Raw genomic sequence first — 22,779 nt, 5'->3', positions numbered from 1 at the left:
CCCTCGTCGGAAGCGTTCGTCGTCTCCCGCAGGCTCGCCCCGGAGTCACGGTCCGCGCATCATTCCGGCCGGATGAAATGCGCCTGCTCCTCGGCCCACAGCCGCGCGTACGCCCCGCCGGCCGCGACCAGATCCGCGTGCGTGCCCGTCTCCAGCACTCGGCCGGCGTCCAGCACCAAGATCCGGTTGGCCGCCTGCAGGCCGCACAGCCGGTGAGTGATCAGCAACGTGCTGCGTTTGGTGGCCGCGGCCAGCAGGGCGGCTGTCAGCGCGTCCGCCGCCGGGGTGTCGAGGTGCTCGGTCGGCTCGTCGAGAATGAGCACCGGGAAGTCCGCCAGCAGGGCGCGCGCGACGACGAGCCGTTGTCGCTGGCCGCCGGAGAGTCGGGCGCCGTGCTCACCGACCTCGGTCTCCAGGGCTCTGGGCAGGGCGTCGACCCAGTCCAGCAGACCGACCGCTGCCAGGACTGCCCGCAGCTCCGCCTCGGTCGCGTCCGGTCGCGCCAGCCGGAGGTTGTCCCCGATCGTGCGGTCGAAGACGTGTGCGTCCTGTCCGGCCACCCCGACGACCCGCCGGACGGCGTCGGGGTCCAGGTCGGCGACGCGGATCCCGTTCAGGGTGGCCGAACCGGACTCGAGATCGAGGAACCGCAGCAGGACGGCGGCCAGCGTGGACTTCCCGGCCCCACTGGGTCCGACCACCGCGACGATCTCCCCGGGAGCCAGGTCCAGGTCGATCCCGTCGAGCGCAAGCGGTCCGGACCCGTAGCGAGCGCGCACATCGCGCAGCCGAAGCGAGTACGGCGAGGCCGGCATCGGCGCCGGATCACTCGGTTCGCGGACCGGGTCATCGGCCGCCAGAAGCACGTCGACCCGGTGCCGGGAACGCCGTACCCGCTCGTGGATCGCGAAGGCCTGCGGCAGTCCGGTGACCAGCTCGAAGGCGGCCAAGGACATCAGAACGACGACGGTGAGCAGGACACCGCGGAGCCTGCCGTCGTCCACAGCGACGATCCCGGCCACGACCACGCCCCAGACGCACAAGCCCGCGAGCATCGTCGTGAGCCCCGAGCCGATGCCAGCGGTTCGAGCAGCCGCGCCGGCCACCCTGGTCAGCTCGGCATCGGCTCGTCCGGCCCGGCCCAGCTGCGCGTTCGCGGCACCGTAGGCGATGAGATCGGGCGCTCCCTGGACCAGGTCGACCACGGCGGTCGACAGTTCACCGCGGGTCTCCGCCCGGCGCGCCTCGGACCGCCGGACCAGGTGCCGGGCCAGGAGCGGAACGACCGTCGCGCAGAGCAGCGCGGCGGCCACGACCAGGATGCCCGCGACCGGCACCAGGGACCCGACCAGTCCGGCCGTCAACCCGGTTGCGGCGGCGAAGACGACGTACGGCGGGACCACGCGCAGCATCTGGTCCTGTAGCGAGTCGACGTCGTCGACGAAACGAGCCAGCAGGTCGCCGCTCCGGAAGGACGGCAGGCCTGCCGGGGCGAGACGCTCGAGCCTGCGGTAGACCCGCATCCTTACGTCGGCCAGCGCCCGGAACGCCGCATCGTGCCCGACCAGGCGCTCGGCGTACCGCAGCAGCGCGCGACTGATCCCGAAGAACCGCACTCCGACCACGGCGAGTCCCAGGGCGGCCATGTTGGGCTGCTCGGAGGCGCGCGCCACCAGCCAGCCGGCGGTCGCCGACAGGCCGAGGCCGGCGGCGGCGCCACCCGCTCCGAGCAGGGTGGCCACGGCCAGCCGGGTGGTCACTCCGGAAATCATCGGTGTCCCACCGCGGCCGCCCGTTCCAGCTGGATCTCCCGGTCCGCCAAGGCGACCAGAGCCGGCCGGTGTGCGGCGATCAGTGCAGTCCGGCCGGCGGTCAGCCGGTCGACGGCATCGAGGACCGACGCCTCGGTCTCTCCGTCCAAGGTGGCCGTTGGCTCGTCCAGCAGGAGTAACGGTGCATCCATCAAGAACGCCCGGGCCAGAGCGACGCGCTGCCGCTCACCTGCGGACAGACCGGCGCCCCGCTCGCCCAGCGGTGTCGCGAGTCCGTGCGGCAGCCGGCGGACCACCTCGGCAAGCCCCGCGTCGTGAACCGCTAGCAGGAGGTCCTTCTCCGGCGCGTCCGGCCGGCCGAGCCTGATGTTGTCGGCCAGACTCGCGGCCAGCAGGTAGGGCCGTTGCGGGACCCATGCCACGGTCCGGCGCCAGACGTCGAGATCGAGCCCACCGAGGTCTTCCCCGCAGACCGTCACTCGGCCGGAGTCCACGGCGACGAAGCCCAGGAGAACGTTGATCATGGTCGACTTGCCGCAGCCGCTCGGCCCGGTCAAGGCCACCACTTCCCCCGCGCCGACGGACAGACTGACCCGGTCGAGCACAGGTTCGGCCCGGTCCGGATAGCTCACGCAAACCTGATCCACCCGCAGTTCCACCAACGGGCAGTCCGGGACTGCTGCGCCCGGACGGACCTCCGGAAGCGGGCTGTCCAGCACGGTGAACACCTGGTCCGCGGCGGCCACCCCATCCGCACTGGCGTGAAAGCTCGCCCCCAGGGTGCGCAGCGGGAGGTAGGCCTCAGGAGCGAGGATGAGCACGAACAGACCGGTGGACAGGTCCAGGCCGCCGCTGACCAGCCTGATGCCGACCGCGACCGCGACCACTGCCACGGACAACGACGCGAGCAGCTCCAGCACCAGAGACGACAGGAAGGCCACGCGCAACGTGCCCATCGTCTCCGCGCGGAAGTCGTCCGTCGTACGGCGGACCAGGTCTGCCTGAGCGCGCGCCTGCCCGAACACCTTGAGCGTCGTCAGTCCGGCGACGCTGTCGAGAAAGTGGCCGCCCAGACGCTGCAGGGCGACGAGGCGCTTGGCCGCGTGCGTCCGGGCGCCTGCGCCGACGACGGCCATCAGCAGCGGGATCAGGGGAACCGTAACGGCGATGATCGCCGCCGTCACGATGTCCTGGGTCACGGCCGCGGTGATGACAGCAGTAGGAATGACGACCGCCAGCACCAACTGCGGCAGGTAGCGGGTGAAGTAGCCGTCGAGAGCATCGAGACCGCGGGTGCCGAGGGACTCGAGCTCGGCGGTGCGGTGCCGGGTGAGCCACGCCGGACCGAGGGCGACAACGTGCCGCAGCAGGCTCATCCGCAGCTCCGCCTTGGCCTGGGTGCCGGACCGGTGCGCCATCAGCTCGGCCCACCAGGCGAGTACGGCGCGGCCGATGACGACGCCGAGCAGGACGAGCAGCGGCCCGCGCAACTCGTGGACGCTCGCGCGGTCCTGGAACGAGGCGGAGAGCAGCTCGGCCAGCAGCCAGGCTTGCGCGACGACCAGGGCCGCGGTCGCGATCCCGAGCGCGGAAGAGCACAGCAGCAACGCCCGGACGGCCCGCGTCCGCGCGATCAGTCTCCGATCAACCGCGGGCATCGGAGGTCTCACCGGACCGGGTGGCACCAAGGCCCTGCCGGTCGCTCATCCGCGCCAGCGCCCGCTCGACCGGGTCGGCAAACGCCGCGTCGGTCGCCCGGTCCAGCGCGTCGAGTTGAGACTGCACGACCGCCCGGCGTGCGAGCGGGACCCCGTCTCGCAGATCCTCGAGCATGGCCCGCAAACGGCGGCAGATCTGCGGCGAGGCAGCGCCGTACTGGCGGATCTCGGTCACGCCGATGTCGAGGTACTCCGACCAGCTACGGGTCCGGACGACGAGGCGGACCTGCCCGTCGGCGTCGAGCGCGGTTCCCCGGAAGGCTCGATCGGAGGAGCCGATCCCGAGCAGCAGATCGTCGATGTGGTTGAGCACCTGGGTCGCCGTGGTGGGATCGTTGACCGCTGGCGACAGCGCCCGGATGGCGATGTCGACCATGATGCGCAGCGCGAAGGCCGGGTCCTGGTCGATCGTGCGCTCATGGCCCAGCGAGACCATCCCGCGCAATCGCCGCAGATCGGTCTCGCTCGCCGCCCCGTGTACCTCCATCAGCACGCTCCCCGCGGTGACGAAGTCACCGATGGTGTGCGGTATGACGCAGACCTGGCCGCGAGCCGCCGCGAACCGGACGAGGTCCGCGATGTCGACGTCCTGGATGGCGCCCGAGCGGGGCGCCAGGATCCGCGCGTCCGGCTCACCAAGTCCGGCCCCTTGGTCATCGTTCCCGGCGGATGCGACGAGGCCATCCTCCTCGGCCTCGATCGCCAGACCGGCCTCGGCCTCGATCGCCAGACCGGCCTCGGCCTCGATCGCCAGACCGGCCTCGGCCATCGCCGCCGCGACCGCGACCGGCCGCAAGGCATGCACGAAGCGGTCGAAGTACAGCAGCAGGAGGACCAGGTCGATACTGACGGCCAGCCCGACCAGGGAGACGCCCAGATCAGGCACGGAGTCGGCCTCCACATGGCGCAACAACGCGAAGGCAAAGGTGAACGTGGCCGTGAACGCCGCCAGGACGAACTTCTGCAGCCGGTCTCGGTACCACAACCGCATGAAGCGCGGCGACAGCGTGCCGGTCGCCATCTGCACGACGAGTACGCCGATCGTGACCACGAACCCGATCAGCCCGACCATCGCGGCCGCAGCGGCCGACAGCACGCTGTTCGCGGTGGCCGCGGAGTACGACCACGAAGGTGGCAGGTTGATCAGGCCCTCGACCCACAGATCGACCCCGGACAGCGCCACGCCGGCCACCCCGCCGAGCAGCGGCACCACCCAGAGGCTCTGCCGAACGAACTGGCGCGCCCGGAACGCTCCCGCCAAGGACATCACCGGTCGCTTTCCGGTCAGTGATGGAACCCAGCCGGCTCCTCCTCCTGCGGCATCGGAGTTTCCAGCCCGTCGAGCCAGTCGACCGCGATCCGCACGTCCCGCAGGAACAGGTCGGCCATGTCGTGACTGAATCCGTTCCGCACGACCACCCGCAGGACGACCAGATCCTCCCGGTTCGGCGGCATCGAGTACGCCGGCACCAGCCAGCCCCGTTCGCGCAGCTTCCGCGAGACGTCGTACGCCGTGTACTTCGTGATGCCGTCGGCCACCCGGAACGCGAACACCGGCAGGTCCCGTCCGTCCGAGACCAGCTCGAACTCGGGCATCGCCTTGATCGCGTCACTGAGGTGTACGGCGACGTCCTGGCACGTCTGCTGGATCCGCTGGTAACCGTCCCGGCCGAGTCGCACGAACTGGAAGTACTGCAGCAGCACCTGCGCGCCGGGCCGGGAGAAGTTCAGCGCGAACGTCGGCATGTTCCCGCCCAGGTAGTTCACCTTGAAGACGAGCTCCTCGGGCAGGTTCTCGGTGTGCCGCCACAGCACCCAGCCGACGCCCGGATAGACGAGCCCGTACTTGTGACCGGAGGCCTGGATCGACGCCACGCGCGGCAACCGGAAGTCCCACACCAGGTCGGGCTGGATGAAGGGAGCGACGAAGCCACCGGATGCGGCGTCGACATGCACCGGCACGTTCAGTCCGGTCCGCTCCTCCAGTTCGTCCAGCGCGGCGCAGATCTGCGCGACCGGTTCGTAACTGCCTTCCATCGTCGAACCGAGGATGGCGACCACACCGATGGTGTTCTCGTCCACGAACCGCAGGGCCCGATCGGCCGTCAGGTAGAGGTCGTCGCCCTCCAGCGGCACGTACCTCGGCTCGACATCCCAGTACTCGGCGAACTTCTCCCACACGACCTGGACGTTCTGGCCCATCACGAGGTTGGGCCGGTCGAAGGGTTTACCCGCGGCGCGGCGCGCGTGCTGCCAGCGCCGCTTGAGTGCGAGGCCGCCCAGCATGCAGCCCTCGGAACTGCCCGTCGTCGACGTCCCGATCGCGTCGGCCGTGTCCGGCGCGTTCCACAGGTCGGCGAGCATGCGCACGCACCGGGCCTCGATCTCCGCCGTCTGCGGGTACTCGTCCTTGTCGACCATGTTCTTGTCGACCGTCTCGGCGTACAGCCGGTCCGCCTCGTCGTTCATCCACGTGGTCACGAACGTGGCCAGGTTGAACCGGGCGTTGCCGTCCAGCATCACCTCGTCCCGGACGAGCTGGTACGCCGACTGCGGCAGCATCTCGTCATCCGGCATTCGGTCCTTGGGAACCGCCAGGACGGTGTCCCTCGTGAACCGTGGCATGACGGCCATGTCGCCGGTCGCGGTCTTCGTCGAGCTGCTGATCCCGGTCATCGCCGATCACCCCTCGGTCGCGGCGACACGAGTTGCCGCCGCAATCCATCCCACACCCGGGCACCCGGGACGTCGTCACCCGCTCCGCATGAGGCAGACGTCCTCCGTCCGCGCGGCGATCAGAGTGCGCGGACCCAGTTGGCCAGGAGTTCGGCGCCGGCGTCGCCGGACTTCTCGGGGTGGAACTGGGTCGCACTGAGCGGACCGTTCTCGACCGCGGCGACGAACCGGTCTCCGGCGTACGACGTCCAGGTGACGGCCGGTGTCACCGAGTCGCGCGTGTCCCGCAGCTCCCACGCGCGGACACCGTAGGAGTGGACGAAGTAGAACCGCTCCTTCTCGATCCCCTGGAACAACGACGTCGAGGCAGGGACGTCCACCGTGTTCCAGCCCATGTGCGGGACCGGCTCGCCGTTCGCGGGCTGCAACCGTTCGACCACTCCCGGCCACTGGTCGCAGCCCGCTGTCTCGACGCCGTGCTCGATGCCGCGGGCAAACAGGATCTGCATGCCGACGCAGATGCCGAGCACCGGGCGGCCACCGCTCAGCCGCCGGTCGACGATCACGTCACCACGGACCGCCTTGAGGCCGGTCATGCAGGCCTCGAAGGCGCCGACGCCGGGGACCAGCAGACCGTCGGCGTTCAGCGCCTCGTTGTAGTCGGACGTGACCGTGACGTCCGCTCCGACCCGTTGCAGCGCCCGCTCCCCCGACCGAATGTTGCCCGATCCGTAGTCGAGGAGCACGACCTTCTTGCTCACAGAGCGCCCTTGGTCGAGGGGATCCCCGGCTGCCGCGGATCCAGCTCGGCGGCTGCCCGCAGCGCCCGGGCGAAGGCCTTGAACTGGGCCTCGACGATGTGGTGCGGGTCGCGGCCGGAGAGCACCCGGATGTGGATGCAGATCGCGGCGTTGAACGCGAGTGTCTCGAACACGTGCTGGGTCAGTGAGCCGGCGTAGTCGCCGCCGATGATCGCGTACACCTGACCGTCCGGCTCGCCGGTGTGCACGCAGTACGGGCGCCCCGACAGGTCGACCGTGCAGTGCACGAGCGCCTCGTCCAGCGGCACGGTCGCGTCGCCGAACCGGCGGATCCCGCGCTTGTCACCGAGCGCCTCACGCAGCGCCTGGCCGATGCCGATCGCGGTGTCCTCGACGGTGTGATGCGCGTCGATCTCGAGGTCGCCGACCGTGTTCACGTGCAGGTCGAGCAGCGCGTGCTTGGCCAGCGCGTTGAGCATGTGGTCGTAGAACCCGACGCCGGTGGAGATGTCGGCGCGGCCCTCGCCGTCGATGTTCAGCTCGACCAGGACCTTCGACTCGCTGGTCTCCCGATCGATCCGCGCTGTCCGGGTCATGTCAACCTTCCCATGTCTGTCTTCAGGACGCGCTCCAGCGAAGCGCGGAACGCGGCCATCTCCTCGCTGGTGCCGATCGAGACCCGCAGCCAGCCGTCCGGTCCGGTCTCGCGGATCAGTACGCCGTCGTCCAGCAGCGACTGCCAGACCGCGTGCCGATCGGCGAACGTGCCGAACAGCACGAAGTTCGCGTCCGAGTCGACCGCGCGCAGGCCCAGTGACCGCAGCCAGTCGACGGTCTCATCCCGCTCGATCCGCAACTGCTCGACCCGGCCGAGCAGCTCGTCGGAGTGCCGCAGCGCCGCCCGCGCGACCGCCTGCGTCACCGCGGACAGGTGGTACGGCAGCCGGACGATCCGCAGCGCGTCCACCAACTGCTTGCTCGCGGCAAGGTATCCGACCCGGCCGCCGGCCAGCGCGAACGCCTTCGACATCGTCCGCGCCACCGCGAGATTCGGGTACGACGGCAACAGTGTCACCGCACTCGGAGTCCCGGTCCGCCGGAATTCGGCGTACGCCTCGTCGACCACGAGGACGGATCCCATCGCGGCGGTTCGGGCGGCGATCGCCTCGACCACGTCGATCGGCAGCGCCGTACCGGTCGGGTTGTTCGGCGAGGCGAGCAGGACGACGGACGGGTGGTGCCGGGAGATCGCCGCCAGTGCCTTGCTTTGGTCGAGGGTGAAGTCCTCGGCCCGGCGGCCGGTGACCCAGGCAGTGTTCGTGTCCCGCGCGTACTCCGGGTACATCGAGTACGTCGGCGCGAAGGAGAGCGCCGTCCGCCCGGGGCCGCCGAAGGCCTGCAGGATGTGCAGCATGACCTCGTTGGACCCGTTGGCGGCCCACACCTGCTCGGCGGTCAGTCGCGCGCCGGACTCCCGGCCCAGGTAGGCCGCGAGATCCGAGCGGAGGTCGAGGAACTCGCGGTCCGGGTAGCGGTTCACGCCGCGGGCGGCCACGGTGACCGCCGCGGCGATGTCGGCGACGGTCTCCTCGCTCGGCGGATACGGGTTCTCGTTGACGTTGAGCAGGATCGGGACGTCGAGTTGTGGGGCGCCGTACGGCTCGAAGCTCTTCAGCTCGTCGCGGATCGGCAGCCCGTCGAAGCGGCCCATCAGTTCGCCCCGGGGAAGCGCACCGACACCGCGGCGCCGTGGGCGGGCAGGTCCTCGGCGTGGGCCAGCGCGACCACGTGGCCGGCGACCTCCTGGAGCGCCTCGCGCGAGTAGTTGATGACGTGCACCGCCTTCAGGAAGCTGCGGACCGACAGGCCGGACGAGTGGCAGGCGCACCCGGCGGTCGGGAGAACGTGGTTGGAGCCCGCGCAGTAGTCGCCGAGGGAGACCGGCGACCAGCCGCCGACGAAGATCGCACCGGCGTTGGTGATCAGGCCGGCCCGCTCCTCGGCGTCCGCGGTCTGGATCTCCAGGTGCTCGGCAGCGTACGCGTCCACGACGGCCGTGCCCTGCTCCAGGTCGTCGACCAGTACGACGGCCGACTGCTGACCTGTCAACGCTTCGGCGACGCGGTCCTGGTGCTTGGTCTTCGCGACTTGGACCGGTAGTTCAGCTTCCACTGCGGCAGCCAGAGCCTCGGAGGGCGTCACCAGCACGCTGGCGGCCATCGGGTCGTGCTCGGCCTGGCTGATCAGGTCTGCGGCGACGTGCTGGGCGTCGGCGGTGTCGTCGGCGAGGATCGCGATCTCGGTCGGGCCCGCCTCGGAGTCGATGCCGACCTCACCGAGGAGGAAGCGCTTGGCCGCGACCACGTAGATGTTGCCGGGACCGGTGATCAGGTTGACCTTGCGGCAGCCCGTGACACCAGCACCGAAGCCGTACGCGAACCCGGCGATCGCCTGCGCGCCACCCATCGCGTACACCTCCTCGATCCCGAGCAGCGCACACACCGCCAACACAGTCGGGTGCGGCAGACCGCCGTACTCCTTCTGTGGGGGCGATGCCACGGCCAGGGACGGGACGCCCGCCACCTGCGCCGGTACGACGTTCATCACCACGCTGGACGCGAGCGGCGCGCGACCACCCGGGACGTACAGCCCGACGCGCTGGACCGGGACGAAGCGTTGCGTGACCCGGCCGCCGGGCGCGGGCTCGGAGGCGATGTCGGGGGTGAGCTCGTCCTGACTGACCTCGCGGACCCGGCGGATCGACTCCTCGAAGGCCGATCGCACCTCCGGGTCGAGCTCCTCCAGCGCCGTCTTCAGCGCGTCGGCCGGGACCCGGATGTCCTCGACCCGGACATGGTCGAACCTCTCGCCGTACTCCCTGATCGCCTCGAGTCCACGATGGCGGACGTCCAGGCAGATCGGTCGGACGACGTCGAGGGCCTTCTCGACGTCGAACACGGCTCGGGGGACGAGGGCGTTCACTTCGGCTTGGAGGTCGGACACCTCTCCGGCCGCCACTCGGCCCCGCAGGTCGACGCGGCGAATCATGGCCTCAGTCTAGTGGTGGCGACCTGCCGAGTTTGCGCCGTATCCACAAGGTGGCAGTCACGAGGCGTGATCAGGACGCGGCATGGCCTAGGCTCGTTGGTATGGACTCCCGCCTACCGCTGCTCACTGTCGAGACGGTGATCTTCCCCGGGCTGGTGCTCCCCATTCCGGTGACCGACGTCCAGGGCCGCGCGGTGGTCCGCGACCTGGTCGAGAACGGTGGCGAACTGGTCTGCGGCGCCCTCGCCGTCCGGGACGGGTACGAGCTGGGTGAGCGGGTGTTCCGGTCGTTGTACGGGACCGGCTGCGCGGCGACGATCTCGGAGATCAGCCTGGACCCGGACGACGACGGCCCGGTGGAGATCACGCTGACCGGCAACCGGCGGTTCAAGGTGGCCGAACTGGACGGCGGCGGTGACTATCTGGTCGCCGACGTCGAGTGGCTGGACGAGGACCTCGGCGACGATCCGCTGGGTACGGCGACGATCGCCATGGCCCGCTTCCGCCGGTACGCCGAGGCCGTCACCGAGATCAGCCGGCCGGGCCTGCACATCGGTGAGCTGCCCGACGACCCGAGCACGCTGTCGTTCCTGATGTCGGCCGCGATGACGCTGCTCACCCCCGACCGCCAGAAACTCCTCGAAGCCACCGACACCACGTCCCGCCTGGTCCAGCTGGTCGGCCTCCTCGACAGCGAGCTCGCCGCGATCGCGGCCCTCCCCTCGCTGCCCGCGACCGACCTCATCAACTGGTCGACGATGTCCCCGAACTGACGCTCGCCACCATCGCCAGGTCGATGGCCGCGCCGGCAGACGCGCTACCGATGTGAATCCCAGAGCGGTATGGTGTTGGTATGAGCAAGCAGATCACTGTGCGGTTGCCGGACGAGCTGGTCGACTTCATGGACCAGCTCGTGGCCACCGACAAGGCGACGAGCCGGGCGTCCGTGGTCGCCCGGGCGATGGAGCGCGAGCGCCGGCGGGAGCTCGCCGCCCGCGACCTCGCCATCCTGACCGAGCACGGCGACTATCCGGATCTCGAGGGCCTCGCCCCCGCGGCCGCCGGCACTGTGCTCACTGACCTCGACTGATGCGTCCGCTCCACATCGCCCGGCTGGACAAGCCGAGGCCGGTCGTGGTCCTGACCCGCGAGCTGATCCGCCCACGCCTCACCAACGTGACGGTCGCCCCGATCACCAGCACCATCCGCGGTCTGTCCACCGAGGTCCTGGTCGGCCCGGACAACGGCCTCGATCACCCGAGCGCCATCTCCTGCGACAACATCCAGACCATCCCGAAGGCCCAACTCGGCCGCCTGATCGGCTACCTCCATCCCGACCAGGAACCAGCCCTCGCCGAAGCCATTGCCCTGGCCTTCGACCTCGAAACCCTCTGACCCACCCAGCACCGCGCCCGGTCGCCGCCGCGGCCATTTCTTGGGATATCCGCACGTGTTGTGCCTTCTCTGCTCGTACAAGGGGGGAGAAGGCTGCACACGAAGGGATATCGCCTCGTGCTCGATGGGTGGGTGATCGTCGGCCGGGCGGGCTGGTTCGGGCTAGGGGGCGATGTCCGGGGTGGGCCGGGGTGGAGGGTGTGGCGAGGCTGGGCCGGGGTGCAGGATGTGGCGAGGCTAGGCCGGGCGGTTCCGGCAGACTTGTTCTGCGCGGATCGGTTCACGTCTGGTGACCTGGGACAGGTCGTCGCGGGCCGAGACAGGCAATAACGTGTCCCAACCCGCCAGTACGTGTCCCAGGCCCCGACAGTTGGTCAGCGGCCGGCCCAACCCCATCCCAGCTGACCACCACCCCCGCCGGCTGCACGACAGCCCGGCGCCACGCGCCTCCGCCGACCCGGTCCGACGCCCTGGTCCGACGCGGACTGGGGGTCCGGGATCGGCCACTTTGTGCACCAGATCCGTACGGCGCCGGCCTCGGCGTACGGATCTGGTGCACAAAGACGATCCTCGCCGTCGAACGGCTCGAACGGGCGCCGCACCGAGTGGTGCTGTCGAGTTGCAGCTCGGCGCTCGGCGGACCAAGTGGTGCCGACGAGTTGCTCGGTCTGGTCAGTGCGTTGGTCGTCCACAGCTCCGATCCACCCCGGGCCGAGGACGGCGCGGGGTAACGGACTGGATGGCACGGACCCGGCCACGGCACGGAGGTTGGCCGGGTCCCTGGCGCGGATCTGTGTCACTCACCACGCAGACACCGCCCTGGCCGATCACGCTCAGACCTGCGCCGGTGATGACCCGACGGTGAGGTTGGTGAGTGCCTCAGGTCCGCACCAGCAACGATCCCGCCAGACCGACACCGACACCGACACCGACACCGACACCGCAAGGACCGCTCACCCACGGAAACGACACAAGAGCCGCAATTCCTTGTCCCAACCCCCGGTGCTTCCGGCCCCACCCCACCGGTTCCGGTCCCCGCCCGGTGCTGTGTGTCGGCGCGGCGGCCCCACCCCGCCGGCCCCAGCCCGGCGGTTCCGGTCCCCGCCCGGTGCTGTGTGTCGGCGCGGCGGCCCCACCCCGCCGGCCCCAGCCCGGCGGTTCCGGTCCCCGCCCGGTGCTGTGTCGGCGCGGCGGCCCCACCCCGCCGGCCCCAGCCCGGCGGTTCCGGTCCCCGCCCGGTGCTGTGTGTCGGCGCGGCGGCCCCACCCCGCCGGCCCCAGCCCGGCGGTTCCGGTCCCCGCCCGGTGCTGTGTGTCGGCGCGGACCTGTCCCGAGCGTCCCCTTTGGTGGGTTGACGTCCGAGATGGCGGGTTGGCGCCCCGGAATCCGGTACGGCAACCCACCACATGGGACGTCAACCCACCAAAAGCCCACGCCGGCCGCCTACCACCTGGACGAATCGCCGGACGACGACCGCGACCACCCACACATCAAGCTGAAGAGCCGGATAACCCATCGAATGGACGGCCGAGGGGGTTTGGGCGTCAGCCGAGCTTGGAGACGTCCCGTACGGCGCCCTTGTCGGCGCTGGTCGCCATCGCGGCGTACGCGCGGAGGGCCTGGGAGACCTTGCGGTCGCGGGCGCGAGGGGCGTAGACACCGCCGAGGGCCTCGCGACGGGCGGTCAGCTCGGACTCGTCGACCAGCAGTTCGATGGAGCGACCGGGGATGTCGATGCGGATCTGGTCGCCGTCCTGGACGAGTGCGATCGTGCCGCCGGACGCGGCCTCGGGTGAGGCATGACCGATCGAGAGGCCCGACGTACCGCCGGAGAAGCGGCCGTCGGTGACCAGTGCGCACACCTTGCCCAGGCCGCGGCCCTTCAGGAACGACGTCGGGTACAGCATCTCCTGCATGCCCGGGCCGCCCTTCGGACCCTCGTAGCGGATCACCACGACGTCACCTGGCTGGACCTGCTTGGCCAGGATCTTCTCGACGGCTTCCTCCTGCGACTCGCACACCACCGCAGGACCCTGGAACGTCCAGATCGACTCGTCCACGCCGGCCGTCTTCACCACGCAGCCGTCGACGGCCAGATTGCCCTTCAGTACGGCGAGTCCGCCGTCCTTGGAGTACGCGTGCTCCAGATCGCGGATGCAGCCGCCAGCCGCGTCCGTGTCCAGCGTCTCCCACCGCTCCGACTGCGAGAACGCGGTGGCCGACCGCTTGCAGCCCGGTGCCGCGTGCCACAGCTCGACGGCCTCCGGCGACGGCGAGCCGCCGCGCAGGTCCCACGTCTTCAGCCACTCGTCGATCGAGTCGCTGTGGACGGTGTGGATGTTCTCGTTCAGCAGTCCGGCCCGGTGCAGTTCACCGAGGATCGCCGGGATGCCGCCGGCCCGGTGCACGTCCTCCATGTAGTACGTCCCGCCCGGTGCGACATTCGGCGCGACCTTCGCCAGGCACGGCACCCGGCGCGACACCGCGTTGATGTCGTCCAGGTCGAACTCGACCTCCGCCTCCTGCGCGGCCGCGAGCAGGTGCAGGATCGTGTTCGTCGACCCGCCCATCGCGATGTCCAATGCCATCGCGTTCCCGAACGCCTCGCGGGAAGCGATGTTCCGCGGCAGCACGGTCGCGTCGTCGTTGTCGTAGTACCGCTTGGTGATCTGTACGACGGTCTCGCCGGCCTTCTCGTACAGCGCCTTGCGCGCGGTGTGGGTGGCCAGCACCGAGCCGTTGCCCGGCAGCGACAGGCCGATCGCCTCGGTCAGGCAGTTCATCGAGTTCGCGGTGAACATGCCCGAGCACGAGCCGCAGGTCGGGCAGGCGTTCTCCTCGATCCGCAGGATGTCGGCGTCGGAGACGTTCTCGTTGACGGCCTCGGACATCGCGTCGATCAGGTCGAGCTTGCGGACGGTGCCGTCGACCAGCGTGGCCCGGCCGGCCTCCATCGGGCCGCCGGAGACGAACACGGTCGGGATGTTCAGCCGGAGTGCGGCGTTCAGCATGCCCGGGGTGATCTTGTCGCAGTTCGAGATGCACACCAGCGCGTCGGCGCAGTGCGCCTCGACCATGTACTCGACCGAGTCGGCGATCAGATCCCGCGACGGCAGGCTGTAGAGCATGCCGCCGTGACCCATCGCGATCCCGTCGTCGACCGCGATCGTGTTGAACTCGCGCGCGATCCCGCCGGCCGCGTGGATCGCCTCGGACACGATCCGGCCGACCGGCGCGAGGTGGGTGTGGCCCGGGACGAACTCGGTGAAGCTGTTCGCCACCGCGATGATCGGCTTGCCGAAGTCCTCGCGGGCTACCCCGGAGGCCTGCATGAGCGCGCGGGCGCCTGCCATGTTGCGGCCGTGGGTGACAGTACGGGACCTCAGAGCGGGCACGACGACATCTCCTTGCTACGTGGACGACTTGTCTGATGTTGCCACGCCCGTCCGGATGGCGGTACGCGGGTCCCGGATTCTGGAGCGGGTGATTCTGTCCACGGCCGCCTCTAGCCTGAGGACATGGCGGGCTTGGAGCACCACACGCGACCGGTGCACCCCGCCCTGCGCCCGTACGTCGGCGACCTCAGCGGCTATGCGTACGACGGTGATCCGCCGGCCCTCCATCGCGGTCTCCCGTCGCGGCACCTGACGCTCGTGATCACCCTGGACGAGCCGCTCGGCGTCGCCTGGCCCGGCTCACCCGTCGAGAAGTTCGATGCGCTCGTCGGGGGTCTGCACTCGACCGCTGTCCACGTCGGTGCGACGCCCAGCCGGGCCGGTGTGCAGCTCTCACTCACCCCAGCCGCCGCCCGTGTCCTGCTCGGCCTGCCGCCGGTCGAGCTCGCGTCCACAGTGGTCGGGCTCGACGACGTACTCGGGCGGCCGGCTCGCGTGCTCATCGACCAACTGCGGGAGGCGCCGAGCTGGGATGCGCGCTTCGATCTGCTCGAGGGACTGTTCCTCGAGCGATGGGCCGGCGACGCCCCCAAGGTGCGGCCGGAGCTCGGCTGGGCCTGGCAGCGACTGTGCGAGCGTGGCGGGGCGATCGCCGTACAGGAACTCGCGGCCGAGGTCGGCTGGAGCCGACGGCATTTGACGGATCGGTTCACCGCGGAGTTCGGGCTCGCGCCGAAGGTGGCCGCGCGGGTGCTGCGGTTCGAGCGCACGGTCGGCCGGTTGCGCCGGCGGCCGGACACCCGGCTCGCCGACCTGTCCGCCCATTTCGGGTACGCCGACCAGGCGCATCTGACCCGGGAGTTCCGGGCGATCGCCGGCTGCTCACCGCGGCAGTGGATGGTCGAGGAACTCCCAAACGTTCAAGACTTCGTCCCGGCCTGGGCCGCAGAGTCGGAGGCATGAACAGCATGACTGAACAGAAAGCAGTGATCGGGGTCTGGCCTGGACTCCACTACCGAGACGGTCAGGCCGCGCTGAAGTTCCTCACCGAGGGCCTCGGCTTCACCCTGATCGCGTCGTACCCCGGCGTGACCGAGGGATCGGTCGCGCACTCCGAGCTGACCTGGCCGTTCGGTGGCGGCATCATGATGGGTTCGGCGGACGCCAAGTCCGAGCCGGACGAGTTCACCGCGCTGGCCGACCGCACGCAGTCGATCTATCTCGTCCACGACGACCCGGACAGCCTGATCGGCCGCGTGATCGGCGCCGGCGCGGTCGTCGTCCGCGGGCTGAAGGACGAGGACTACGGCTCGCGCGGCTTCACCGTCAAGGACCACGAGGGCAATCTGTGGAGCGTCGGGACCTATCGCGGCGAAGTCGCGCAGTAATCCACAGGTTTGCCTTCCGCACCCAGCATCGCCGGGGCGTTCTCACTAGACTCGCGGGGTGACCGAGACAACCGGGCTGCCCGTTTCCGAAGCTGTCGATGTGCTGCGCCGGGTCTTCGGGTATGACGCCTTCCGCGGTGAGCAGGCCGAGATCATCGACACGGTCGTCGCCGGCGGCGACGCGCTGGTGCTGATGCCGACCGGCGGCGGGAAGTCACTGTGCTACCAGATCCCGGCGCTGGTTCGATCCGGTGTCGGAGTGGTGATCTCGCCGCTGATCGCGTTGATGCAGGACCAGGTCGACGCGTTGACGGCGCTCGGTGTCCGGGCCGGATTTCTGAACTCCACACAGGACTTCGAGCAGCGGCGCGAGGTCGAGCAGGCATTCCTGGCCGGCGAGTTGGACCTGCTCTACCTCGCTCCCGAGCGGCTCCGGGTCGAGGCGACGGTCCGACTGCTCGACCAGGGCAAGATCGCGCTGTTCGCGATCGATGAGGCGCACTGTGTCTCGCAGTGGGGCCACGACTTCCGGCCCGACTACCTGATGCTGTCCGAGTTGCACGAGCGCTGGCCCGACGTACCGCGGATCGCGCTGACCGCGACGGCGACCGAGGCGACGCACCAGGAGATCGCGACCCGGCTGAAGCTGGGCGACGCGAAGCACTTCGTCGCGAGCTTCGACCGGCCGAACATCCAGTACCGGATCGTCGCGAAGGACAACCCGCAGCGGCAACTGCTCGACCTGCTGCGGACCGAGCACGCCGGGGACGCGGGCATCGTCTATTGCCTGTCTCGCAACAGCGTCGAGAAGACTGCGGCCTTCCTCACGCAGAACGGGATCGAAGCCCTGCCGTACCACGCCGGACTGGACAGCCGGACCCGCGCGGCCAACCAGGCCCGGTTCCTCCGCGAGGACGGCTTGGTGGTGGTCGCGACGATCGCGTTCGGGATGGGGATCGACAAGCCCGACGTACGGTTCGTCGCGCATCTCGATCTGCCGAAGTCGGTCGAGGGCTACTACCAGGAGACCGGCCGCGCCGGGCGGGACGGGCTGCCGTCGACGGCGTGGCTTGCCTACGGACTGCAGGACGTCGTCCAGCAGCGGAAGATGATCGACACGTCCGAAGGTGATCTCGCGCATCGTCGCCGGCTCAGCGCACACCTCGACGCGATGCTCGCGTTGTGCGAGACCGTGCAGTGCCGCCGGTCGCAACTGCTCGCGTACTTCGGTCAGCACGGCGACACGTGTGGGAACTGCGACACCTGCCTGACGCCGCCGGAGTCGTGGGACGGGACGATCGCGGCGCAGAAGTTGCTGTCGACGGTGTATCGGCTGCAGCACGAGCGCGGCCAGAAGTTCGGCGCCGGTCAGCTGATCGACATCCTGCTCGGCAAGGAGACGGAGAAGGTCAAGCAGTTCCGGCACGATCAGCTGTCCGTGTTCGGGATCGGGACCGAACTCAAGGACACCGAGTGGCGCGGCGTGATCCGGCAACTGCTGGCGCTGCGACTGCTCACGGTGGAAGGCGACTACGGCACGCTCGTGCTCACCGAGGAGAGCGGCGAGGTTCTCGGCCGACGCCGCGAGGTGATGATGCGGCGCGAGGCCGAGCGAACGCGGTCGAAGTCGAGGTCTTCCAGTGCGAAGAAGGCCGCGGCCGACCTGGCTCCGGAGGCCGCACCGGTCTTCGAGCGGTTGCGGGCGTGGCGTGCCGGTGTCGCCAAGGAGCAGGGCGTTCCGGCCTACGTGATCTTCCACGACGCGACGCTGCGGCAGATCGCCACCGACCTCCCCGGTACGCTCGCCGAGCTCGGCACCATCAGCGGCATCGGCGAGAACAAACTGGCCAAGTACGGCGAGGGCGTCTTGGAGGCACTCGCCGAGCCGGAGTGAAATCCGTCGCGGGTGATGTCGAGTCTGCTCCGGCGCCTTCGACGCGAGGGTAGGAAGCGCGGGCAGGCTGTGCTTCACGGAGTGAAGGAGCAGGCAGATGGCTGCATCGGTGTTGTTGATGTCGATGTCCGTCGACGGGTACATCGCGGGTCCGAACGACGCCCCGGGGAATCCGGGCGGCGACGGCTTCCTGCGGTTGCACGAGTGGTACAAGACCGCGGACGGCGACTTCGGCCGCCCGGAAGGGCCGGCCGAAGTCATCTGGGACGAACTGAACGCGACCGGCGCGGTGCTGGTCGGGCGGCGGACCGCGGAGCAGGTCGACTACTACGGTGGTGATCACCACGGCGTGCCGATCTTCGTGCTCAGTCACCAGCCGGCGCCCCCCCGGGGCCGAGAAGTACCCGACGGTGAAGTTCGTGACCGACGGGATCGAGAGCGCGATGGCGCAGGCCAAGGCCGCGGCCGGGGACAAGGGCGTCCTGGTCCACGGCGCGTACACGGCGCAGAAGGCCCTCGAGGCCGGCGTACTGGACGAGCTCCAGATCGACCAGGTCCCGGTCCTGTTCGGCCGCGGCCTCCGGCTGTTCGACGTACTACCCGCGCAGATCGAGCTGGACGTCGTGCGGGTGATCGACACCCCGACGGCCACTCACCTCCGCTACCGCATCCGCCGCTGAGCACCGCCCTCCCCTGTTCAGTTGAGCAGGGGCTGGAGGGCCTTGGTCAGCTCGGCCATCGCGTGGTCGACGTTCCTGTTGCCGTCGGCAAGGAGCACGCTGACGGAGACCTTCTTCGCTGGGATCACGATCAGGAGGCTGGTGTGGTCCGGGGAGTCACCGCTATGACCGAACGCCGTACCGATGCCGAACAGTTCCGAGAACCGCATCGTCCCCAGTCCGTACTCCCCCTCGCCCTTGGTCATTTCGCTGACGACGCCCGCGGGCAGCACGCGACCGCCGTACAGCTGGTATCCCCACCGCGCGACCGTCGGCGCGTCGGCCGCGAGCCCCCCCGTTCGCCGACGAGAGGCTGGCGAACGCGCGGCACGGAAGGTAACCGTCGTTCGCCGGGCCACAGAACTCACTGTCGTCGACCACCACGGGTGGTTGCGGCTTCTCGCCGTCCTGGAAGGCGGCGTGCCGCAGTCCGGCCGGAGCGGCCAGGTCACGCCGGAGCACGGTGGCAAGCGGCTGTCCGGTGACCTTCTCGATGAGCATGCCGAGCAGCACATAGTTGGGATTGCTGTAGCTGAACGGGCTGTTCGGCCGGCCGACCGGCGCTGTGTGGTAGGACAGCGCCTCCTCAGCCGTCCGGTGCTTGCTCGGAGCCGCCTCGATCGCCTTGGTCAGCTGCGCGTAGTCGCCTGGCAGGTAGTCCTGCACACCTGACGTCATCGACAGGTGCTGCCGTACGGTCGCGTTGTTAGCGGTCAGCCGGTGTTTCACGTAGGTCGAGAGCGGCTTGTCCAGATCGACCTTCCCAGCCTTGGCGAGCAGCATCACCTCCGCCGCGACGAACGTCTTCGTGATGCTTGCGACCCCCATGCTCGTCGCCGGCTTCAACGGGTTACCGCGGACATCCACTCCAGCCGCACCGGACCAGTTCCATCGATCGGTCATGACCGCGGCGGTCGCACCGCGGGACCCCGACGGGTCATCCGGGAACGCGACGATCTTCGCCAGCGCGTCCTGGAGCACCTTGGCCTTCGCCGGCTCGAGCGGCGCCGTCGCCGGGTCGGGGAAGCTGACTGTCGCGGGCGTACTCGATGCCGGATCGGCGCTCGGCTCCTGTCCTCCACCCGAGCACCCCACCAAGGCCAGGACGACCAGCGCCGCGACCGCGGACCTCCCCATCTTCCGATGGTCTCACCACCAGAGCTCAGCCGTCCTGCCGCGGTGTCCAGTCGACGGTGGTGGCGAGGTCGGCGAAGTCGTAGAGCAGGCGGGAGCGGCGGGAAGCGATCCAGGCGAGGGCGACCTTGTTGGTGGCGAGCTCGCTTACCGGTACGACGGCGACGTCGGGTCGCTGGTAGTAACTGGCCACTGACAACGGGATGATCGAGACGCCACGCCCCGCCGCGACATGCTCGAGTTTCTCCTCGACGCTGCGATACGCCGTGACCGGCTTCGGCCGGCCGCGACGCAGTTCGACCGCGATGTCACGCCATTCCGGTACGGCGTCCGGATCCTGCAGCAGGTGTTCGTCCGCGAGATCGGTGATCTCGATCATCGGCTTGCCGGCCAGCCGGTGGTCCGACGGGACCATCGCGACCCGGGGCTCCTCGAACAACGGGCGGATGCTCAGCCCCTGCTGGTCGATCGGCAGGCGCACGATGCTGACGTCCGCGCGGCCGTCGTGCAGAACGTCCACCTGGTCGTCCCACGTCGTCCGGATCACCTCGACCTCGAGGTCTGGGTGCGCCGCGGCGAAGGCCCGGACGGCCGGTGTCACGGTGATGCCGGGCATGAAGCCGACGGTGAACGTCTTCGGTCCCCGCGCCGCCTGAGCCACCCGCCGGCGCACGGCCTCGGCCGAGGCGAGCAGGGGCCGGGCGTCGTCGAGCAACTGACGACCGGCTGGAGTCAGCTCGGTGGATCGCTTGGTGCGGAGGAACAGCTGGGCCCGGAGCTCGTCCTCGAGCGCGCGGATCTGCCGGGACAGCACCGGCTGGGCGATGTGCAACCGCTCCGCCGCCCGGCCGAAGTGCAGTTCCTCGGCGACAGCGACGAAGTACCTGAGCTTGCGGAGGTCGACGTCCATAATACCTTCAGGGTATGACAGCGGACGGAACAGGTCTTGGACCGGGACCGCTCGATCCGCGCATCGTGGAAGGGAGTTCCCCCGACCACGAAAGGCAGTTCCATGACTTTGCAGGATCAGCGCGTCGTCCTCCTCGGCGGTACGTCGGGGATCGGCCTCGCGACCGCCGGCCTCGCCGCCGCCCAAGGTGCGACCGTGATCGTTGCCTCTAGCAACCACGAGTCCGTGAAGCGCGCGCTGGACACCCTCCCCACGACCGCAGCCGGCCAGGCCGTCGACCTCACGGACCCCGTGGCGGTCAAGGCCTTCTTCGATGGCCTCGACGCGTTCGACCACCTCGTCTACACCGCGGGTGAGTCGCTCACCCTGCTCGACGTCGAGTCGATGGATCTCGCCCAGGCTCGCAAGGCGTTCGAGCTCCGCTACTTCGGCGCCCTCGGTGCGGTCAGCGCTGCCGCGTCGAAGATCCGCCCGGGTGGTTCCGTCGTACTGACGAGCGGTGCCGCAGGCGATCGTCCGAACCCGGGCTGGTCGGTGGCGGCCAGCATCTGCGGGGCGGTCGACTCCCTCGTCCGCGCACTCGCCGTGGAGCTGGCACCGCTGCGCGTCAACGCGGTCAAGCCCGGCGTGGTCCGCTCGCCACTGTGGTCGAACCTGTCCGTCGAGGACCAGCAGACGCTGTACGACGAGACATCGCGGCTGCTGCCGGTCGGCCGGGTCGGCGAGGTCACGGACATCGCCGAGGCCTACGTGTACCTGATGAACCAGGGCTACGCGACGGGCACGATTCTCACGGTCGACGGCGGCCACGTCCTCGTCTGACACGGCAGACTGAAGAGATGGCACGCATTCTCGTCACCGGATCCGCCGACGGCCTGGGGCACCTGGCCGCCTCCGAGCTCATCGATCAAGGGCACGACGTCGTACTCCATGCCCGCAACCAGGCCCGGGCCGCCGACGCCACCGCCGCACGGCCCAAGGCCTCGGGCGTGCTGATCGGCGATCTCGCGAGTATCGCGGCGACGCGGGAGGTGGCCCAGCAGGCGAACGAGTCGGGGCGGTTCGACGTGGTGATCCACAACGCGGCCGTCGGCTACCAGGAAGCGCGGATCGAGACGGTCGACGGGCTCGAGCACGTGTTCGCGGTCAACGCCTTGGCGCCGTACGTGCTGACCGCCCTGATCGATCGGCCGGACCGGCTGATCTACCTGAGCTCCGGCATGCACGAGGGCGGTGACGTCGTACTCGATGATCTGCAGTGGACCCGGCGGCGATGGCGTGGGGCGCAGGCGTACTCGGACTCGAAGCTGTACGACGTGATCCTGGCCTTCGCGGTAGCCCGGCTGTGGCCCGAGGTCCGATCGAATGCTGTGGATCCGGGCTGGGTCCCGACCAAGATGGGTGGCCGGGGTGCGCCCGGTGATTTGAGCCAAGGACACTTGACGCAGGTCTGGCTGGCCACCGCGCCGAGCACACCGAGCGGCGGGTACTACTACCACCTGCAGCCTCACCGGACGCACCCGGCCGCCTCGGATCCCGAGGTGCAGGCAGCCTTCCTGGACGCCTGCGCCTCGCTCACGGGGATCACGATGCCGGGTCATTCCTGAGACACGTAGAGCCTGTTCCCGTCCTGGTCGCGGAGGCTGAACATCGGCGGAACACCCGGCCATTCGAGCAGTTCGCCGGTGTCGATCCCTGCGGCGAGGAAGTGCTTGTGCGCCGCCGGCGCGTCCGGGCTCGACAGCCGGATGCCGGTGTCGACGCCGGCCGGATTCTCCTCCGAGGCCGGCACCAGGGCGATGCTCGTGGCCGCATCGGCCGGCGCGACCACGATCCACCGGCCGCCGAACTGCGGCAGCGGTGCGTCCATCAACAGCTCTAACCCCAGCGTCTCGGTGTAGAACGTGACCGCCCGATCCTGATCGGTGACCGGTACGCCGACGGTCCGAATGCCAGTGAAGTGGTTCAT

The 22,779-nt window shown here is 69.7% G+C and carries 22 protein-coding genes; 9 read left to right on the top strand and 13 right to left on the bottom strand.

The window, feature by feature from the left end:
* Positions 1 to 59 precede the first annotated feature (59 nt).
* The 8 genes from cydC to hisD form a co-directional block, all read right to left on the bottom strand.
* Positions 60 to 1,772: a thiol reductant ABC exporter subunit CydC gene (gene cydC / locus OG555_RS29855; RefSeq protein WP_329475881.1), complete on the bottom strand. Its 1,713-nt coding sequence runs from the start codon at positions 1,770 to 1,772 to the stop codon at positions 60 to 62.
* Complete coding sequence (gene cydD, locus OG555_RS29850) at positions 1,769 to 3,430, bottom strand: thiol reductant ABC exporter subunit CydD (protein WP_329475880.1); 1,662 nt, start codon at positions 3,428 to 3,430, stop codon at positions 1,769 to 1,771. Before cydD ends, cydC begins: the two co-directional genes overlap by 4 nt.
* Complete coding sequence (locus OG555_RS29845; RefSeq protein WP_329475879.1) at positions 3,417 to 4,757, bottom strand: DUF2254 domain-containing protein; 1,341 nt, start codon at positions 4,755 to 4,757, stop codon at positions 3,417 to 3,419. Before OG555_RS29845 ends, cydD begins: the two co-directional genes overlap by 14 nt.
* Positions 4,758 to 4,774: 17 nt before the next feature.
* Positions 4,775 to 6,166, bottom strand: a complete 1,392-nt coding sequence (locus tag OG555_RS29840) for a glutamate decarboxylase (RefSeq protein WP_329475878.1) — start codon at positions 6,164 to 6,166, stop codon at positions 4,775 to 4,777.
* Between the two features lie 119 nt (positions 6,167 to 6,285).
* Positions 6,286 to 6,927 (bottom strand): imidazole glycerol phosphate synthase subunit HisH, encoded by a 642-nt coding sequence (gene hisH, locus OG555_RS29835; RefSeq protein ID WP_329475877.1) that lies wholly within the window; start codon positions 6,925 to 6,927, stop codon positions 6,286 to 6,288.
* A complete protein-coding gene (hisB, locus tag OG555_RS29830) occupies positions 6,924 to 7,523 on the bottom strand; it encodes an imidazoleglycerol-phosphate dehydratase HisB (RefSeq protein ID WP_329475876.1) in 600 nt (199 codons plus the stop codon). Before hisB ends, hisH begins: the two co-directional genes overlap by 4 nt.
* Positions 7,520 to 8,638, bottom strand: a complete 1,119-nt coding sequence (locus tag OG555_RS29825) for a histidinol-phosphate transaminase (protein ID WP_329475875.1) — start codon at positions 8,636 to 8,638, stop codon at positions 7,520 to 7,522. Before OG555_RS29825 ends, hisB begins: the two co-directional genes overlap by 4 nt.
* A complete protein-coding gene (hisD, locus tag OG555_RS29820; protein ID WP_329475874.1) occupies positions 8,638 to 9,975 on the bottom strand; it encodes a histidinol dehydrogenase in 1,338 nt (445 codons plus the stop codon). Before hisD ends, OG555_RS29825 begins: the two co-directional genes overlap by 1 nt.
* 101 nt (positions 9,976 to 10,076) lie before the next feature.
* On the opposite strand from hisD, the gene OG555_RS29815 reads away from it, so the two are divergent.
* The 3 genes from OG555_RS29815 (at position 10,077) to OG555_RS29805 (ending at position 11,370) form a co-directional block, all read left to right on the top strand.
* A complete protein-coding gene (locus tag OG555_RS29815; protein WP_329475873.1) occupies positions 10,077 to 10,748 on the top strand; it encodes an LON peptidase substrate-binding domain-containing protein in 672 nt (223 codons plus the stop codon).
* Between the two features lie 80 nt (positions 10,749 to 10,828).
* Entirely contained in the window at positions 10,829 to 11,065 is a 237-nt protein-coding gene (locus OG555_RS29810) for a ribbon-helix-helix domain-containing protein (RefSeq protein WP_329475872.1), read from the top strand.
* Complete coding sequence (locus tag OG555_RS29805) at positions 11,065 to 11,370, top strand: type II toxin-antitoxin system PemK/MazF family toxin (protein WP_329475871.1); 306 nt, start codon at positions 11,065 to 11,067, stop codon at positions 11,368 to 11,370. Before OG555_RS29810 ends, OG555_RS29805 begins: the two co-directional genes overlap by 1 nt.
* 1,544 nt (positions 11,371 to 12,914) lie before the next feature.
* On the opposite strand, the gene ilvD is transcribed toward OG555_RS29805, so the two are convergent.
* Positions 12,915 to 14,765 carry a dihydroxy-acid dehydratase gene (gene ilvD, locus OG555_RS29800; protein ID WP_329475870.1) on the bottom strand — a complete coding sequence of 617 codons (1,851 nt, stop codon included), beginning with the start codon at positions 14,763 to 14,765 and terminating at the stop codon, positions 12,915 to 12,917.
* Positions 14,766 to 14,888: 123 nt separating this feature from the next.
* On the opposite strand from ilvD, the gene OG555_RS29795 reads away from it, so the two are divergent.
* The 4 genes from OG555_RS29795 (at position 14,889) to OG555_RS29780 (ending at position 18,727) form a co-directional block, all read left to right on the top strand.
* Positions 14,889 to 15,728 carry an AraC family transcriptional regulator gene (locus OG555_RS29795; RefSeq protein WP_329475869.1) on the top strand — a complete coding sequence of 280 codons (840 nt, stop codon included), beginning with the start codon at positions 14,889 to 14,891 and terminating at the stop codon, positions 15,726 to 15,728.
* Complete coding sequence (locus OG555_RS29790; protein WP_329475868.1) at positions 15,725 to 16,153, top strand: VOC family protein; 429 nt, start codon at positions 15,725 to 15,727, stop codon at positions 16,151 to 16,153. Before OG555_RS29795 ends, OG555_RS29790 begins: the two co-directional genes overlap by 4 nt.
* A gap of 58 nt (positions 16,154 to 16,211) precedes the next feature.
* The gene (gene recQ, locus OG555_RS29785; protein WP_329475867.1) at positions 16,212 to 18,047 is read left to right on the top strand and encodes a DNA helicase RecQ; all 1,836 of its coding nucleotides are present in this window, start codon (positions 16,212 to 16,214) and stop codon (positions 18,045 to 18,047) included.
* Positions 18,048 to 18,379: 332 nt separating this feature from the next.
* Positions 18,380 to 18,727, top strand: coding sequence for a dihydrofolate reductase family protein (locus OG555_RS29780; RefSeq protein ID WP_329475866.1), 348 nt, complete (start codon positions 18,380 to 18,382; stop codon positions 18,725 to 18,727).
* A 17-nt stretch (positions 18,728 to 18,744) separates the two neighbouring features.
* Here OG555_RS29780 and OG555_RS29775 read toward each other — a convergent pair whose 3' ends face one another.
* Genes OG555_RS29775 through OG555_RS29765 form a run of 3 tightly spaced genes read right to left on the bottom strand, consistent with a single transcriptional unit; the run spans position 18,745 to position 20,810 of the window.
* A complete protein-coding gene (locus tag OG555_RS29775; RefSeq protein ID WP_329475865.1) occupies positions 18,745 to 18,936 on the bottom strand; it encodes a hypothetical protein in 192 nt (63 codons plus the stop codon).
* Complete coding sequence (locus tag OG555_RS29770) at positions 18,890 to 19,903, bottom strand: serine hydrolase domain-containing protein (protein ID WP_329475864.1); 1,014 nt, start codon at positions 19,901 to 19,903, stop codon at positions 18,890 to 18,892. Before OG555_RS29770 ends, OG555_RS29775 begins: the two co-directional genes overlap by 47 nt.
* Before the next feature lie 25 nt (positions 19,904 to 19,928).
* Positions 19,929 to 20,810, bottom strand: coding sequence for a LysR family transcriptional regulator (locus tag OG555_RS29765; protein ID WP_329475863.1), 882 nt, complete (start codon positions 20,808 to 20,810; stop codon positions 19,929 to 19,931).
* A 102-nt stretch (positions 20,811 to 20,912) separates the two neighbouring features.
* On the opposite strand from OG555_RS29765, the gene OG555_RS29760 reads away from it, so the two are divergent.
* Both OG555_RS29760 and OG555_RS29755 read left to right on the top strand, forming a co-directional pair.
* Positions 20,913 to 21,632 carry an SDR family oxidoreductase gene (locus tag OG555_RS29760; RefSeq protein ID WP_329475862.1) on the top strand — a complete coding sequence of 240 codons (720 nt, stop codon included), beginning with the start codon at positions 20,913 to 20,915 and terminating at the stop codon, positions 21,630 to 21,632.
* A gap of 17 nt (positions 21,633 to 21,649) precedes the next feature.
* Positions 21,650 to 22,417 carry an SDR family NAD(P)-dependent oxidoreductase gene (locus OG555_RS29755; protein ID WP_329475861.1) on the top strand — a complete coding sequence of 256 codons (768 nt, stop codon included), beginning with the start codon at positions 21,650 to 21,652 and terminating at the stop codon, positions 22,415 to 22,417.
* Here the strand turns inward: OG555_RS29755 and OG555_RS29750 are convergent.
* A complete protein-coding gene (locus OG555_RS29750; RefSeq protein ID WP_329475860.1) occupies positions 22,408 to 22,779 on the bottom strand; it encodes a VOC family protein in 372 nt (123 codons plus the stop codon). The genes OG555_RS29755 and OG555_RS29750 overlap by 10 nt on opposite strands.

Origin of the sequence: Kribbella sp. NBC_01484 (genome assembly GCF_036227145.1) — a bacterium.
Taxonomy (GTDB): Bacteria; Actinomycetota; Actinomycetes; order Propionibacteriales; family Kribbellaceae; genus Kribbella.
This window is presented reverse-complemented; position numbering and strand designations above follow the sequence as displayed.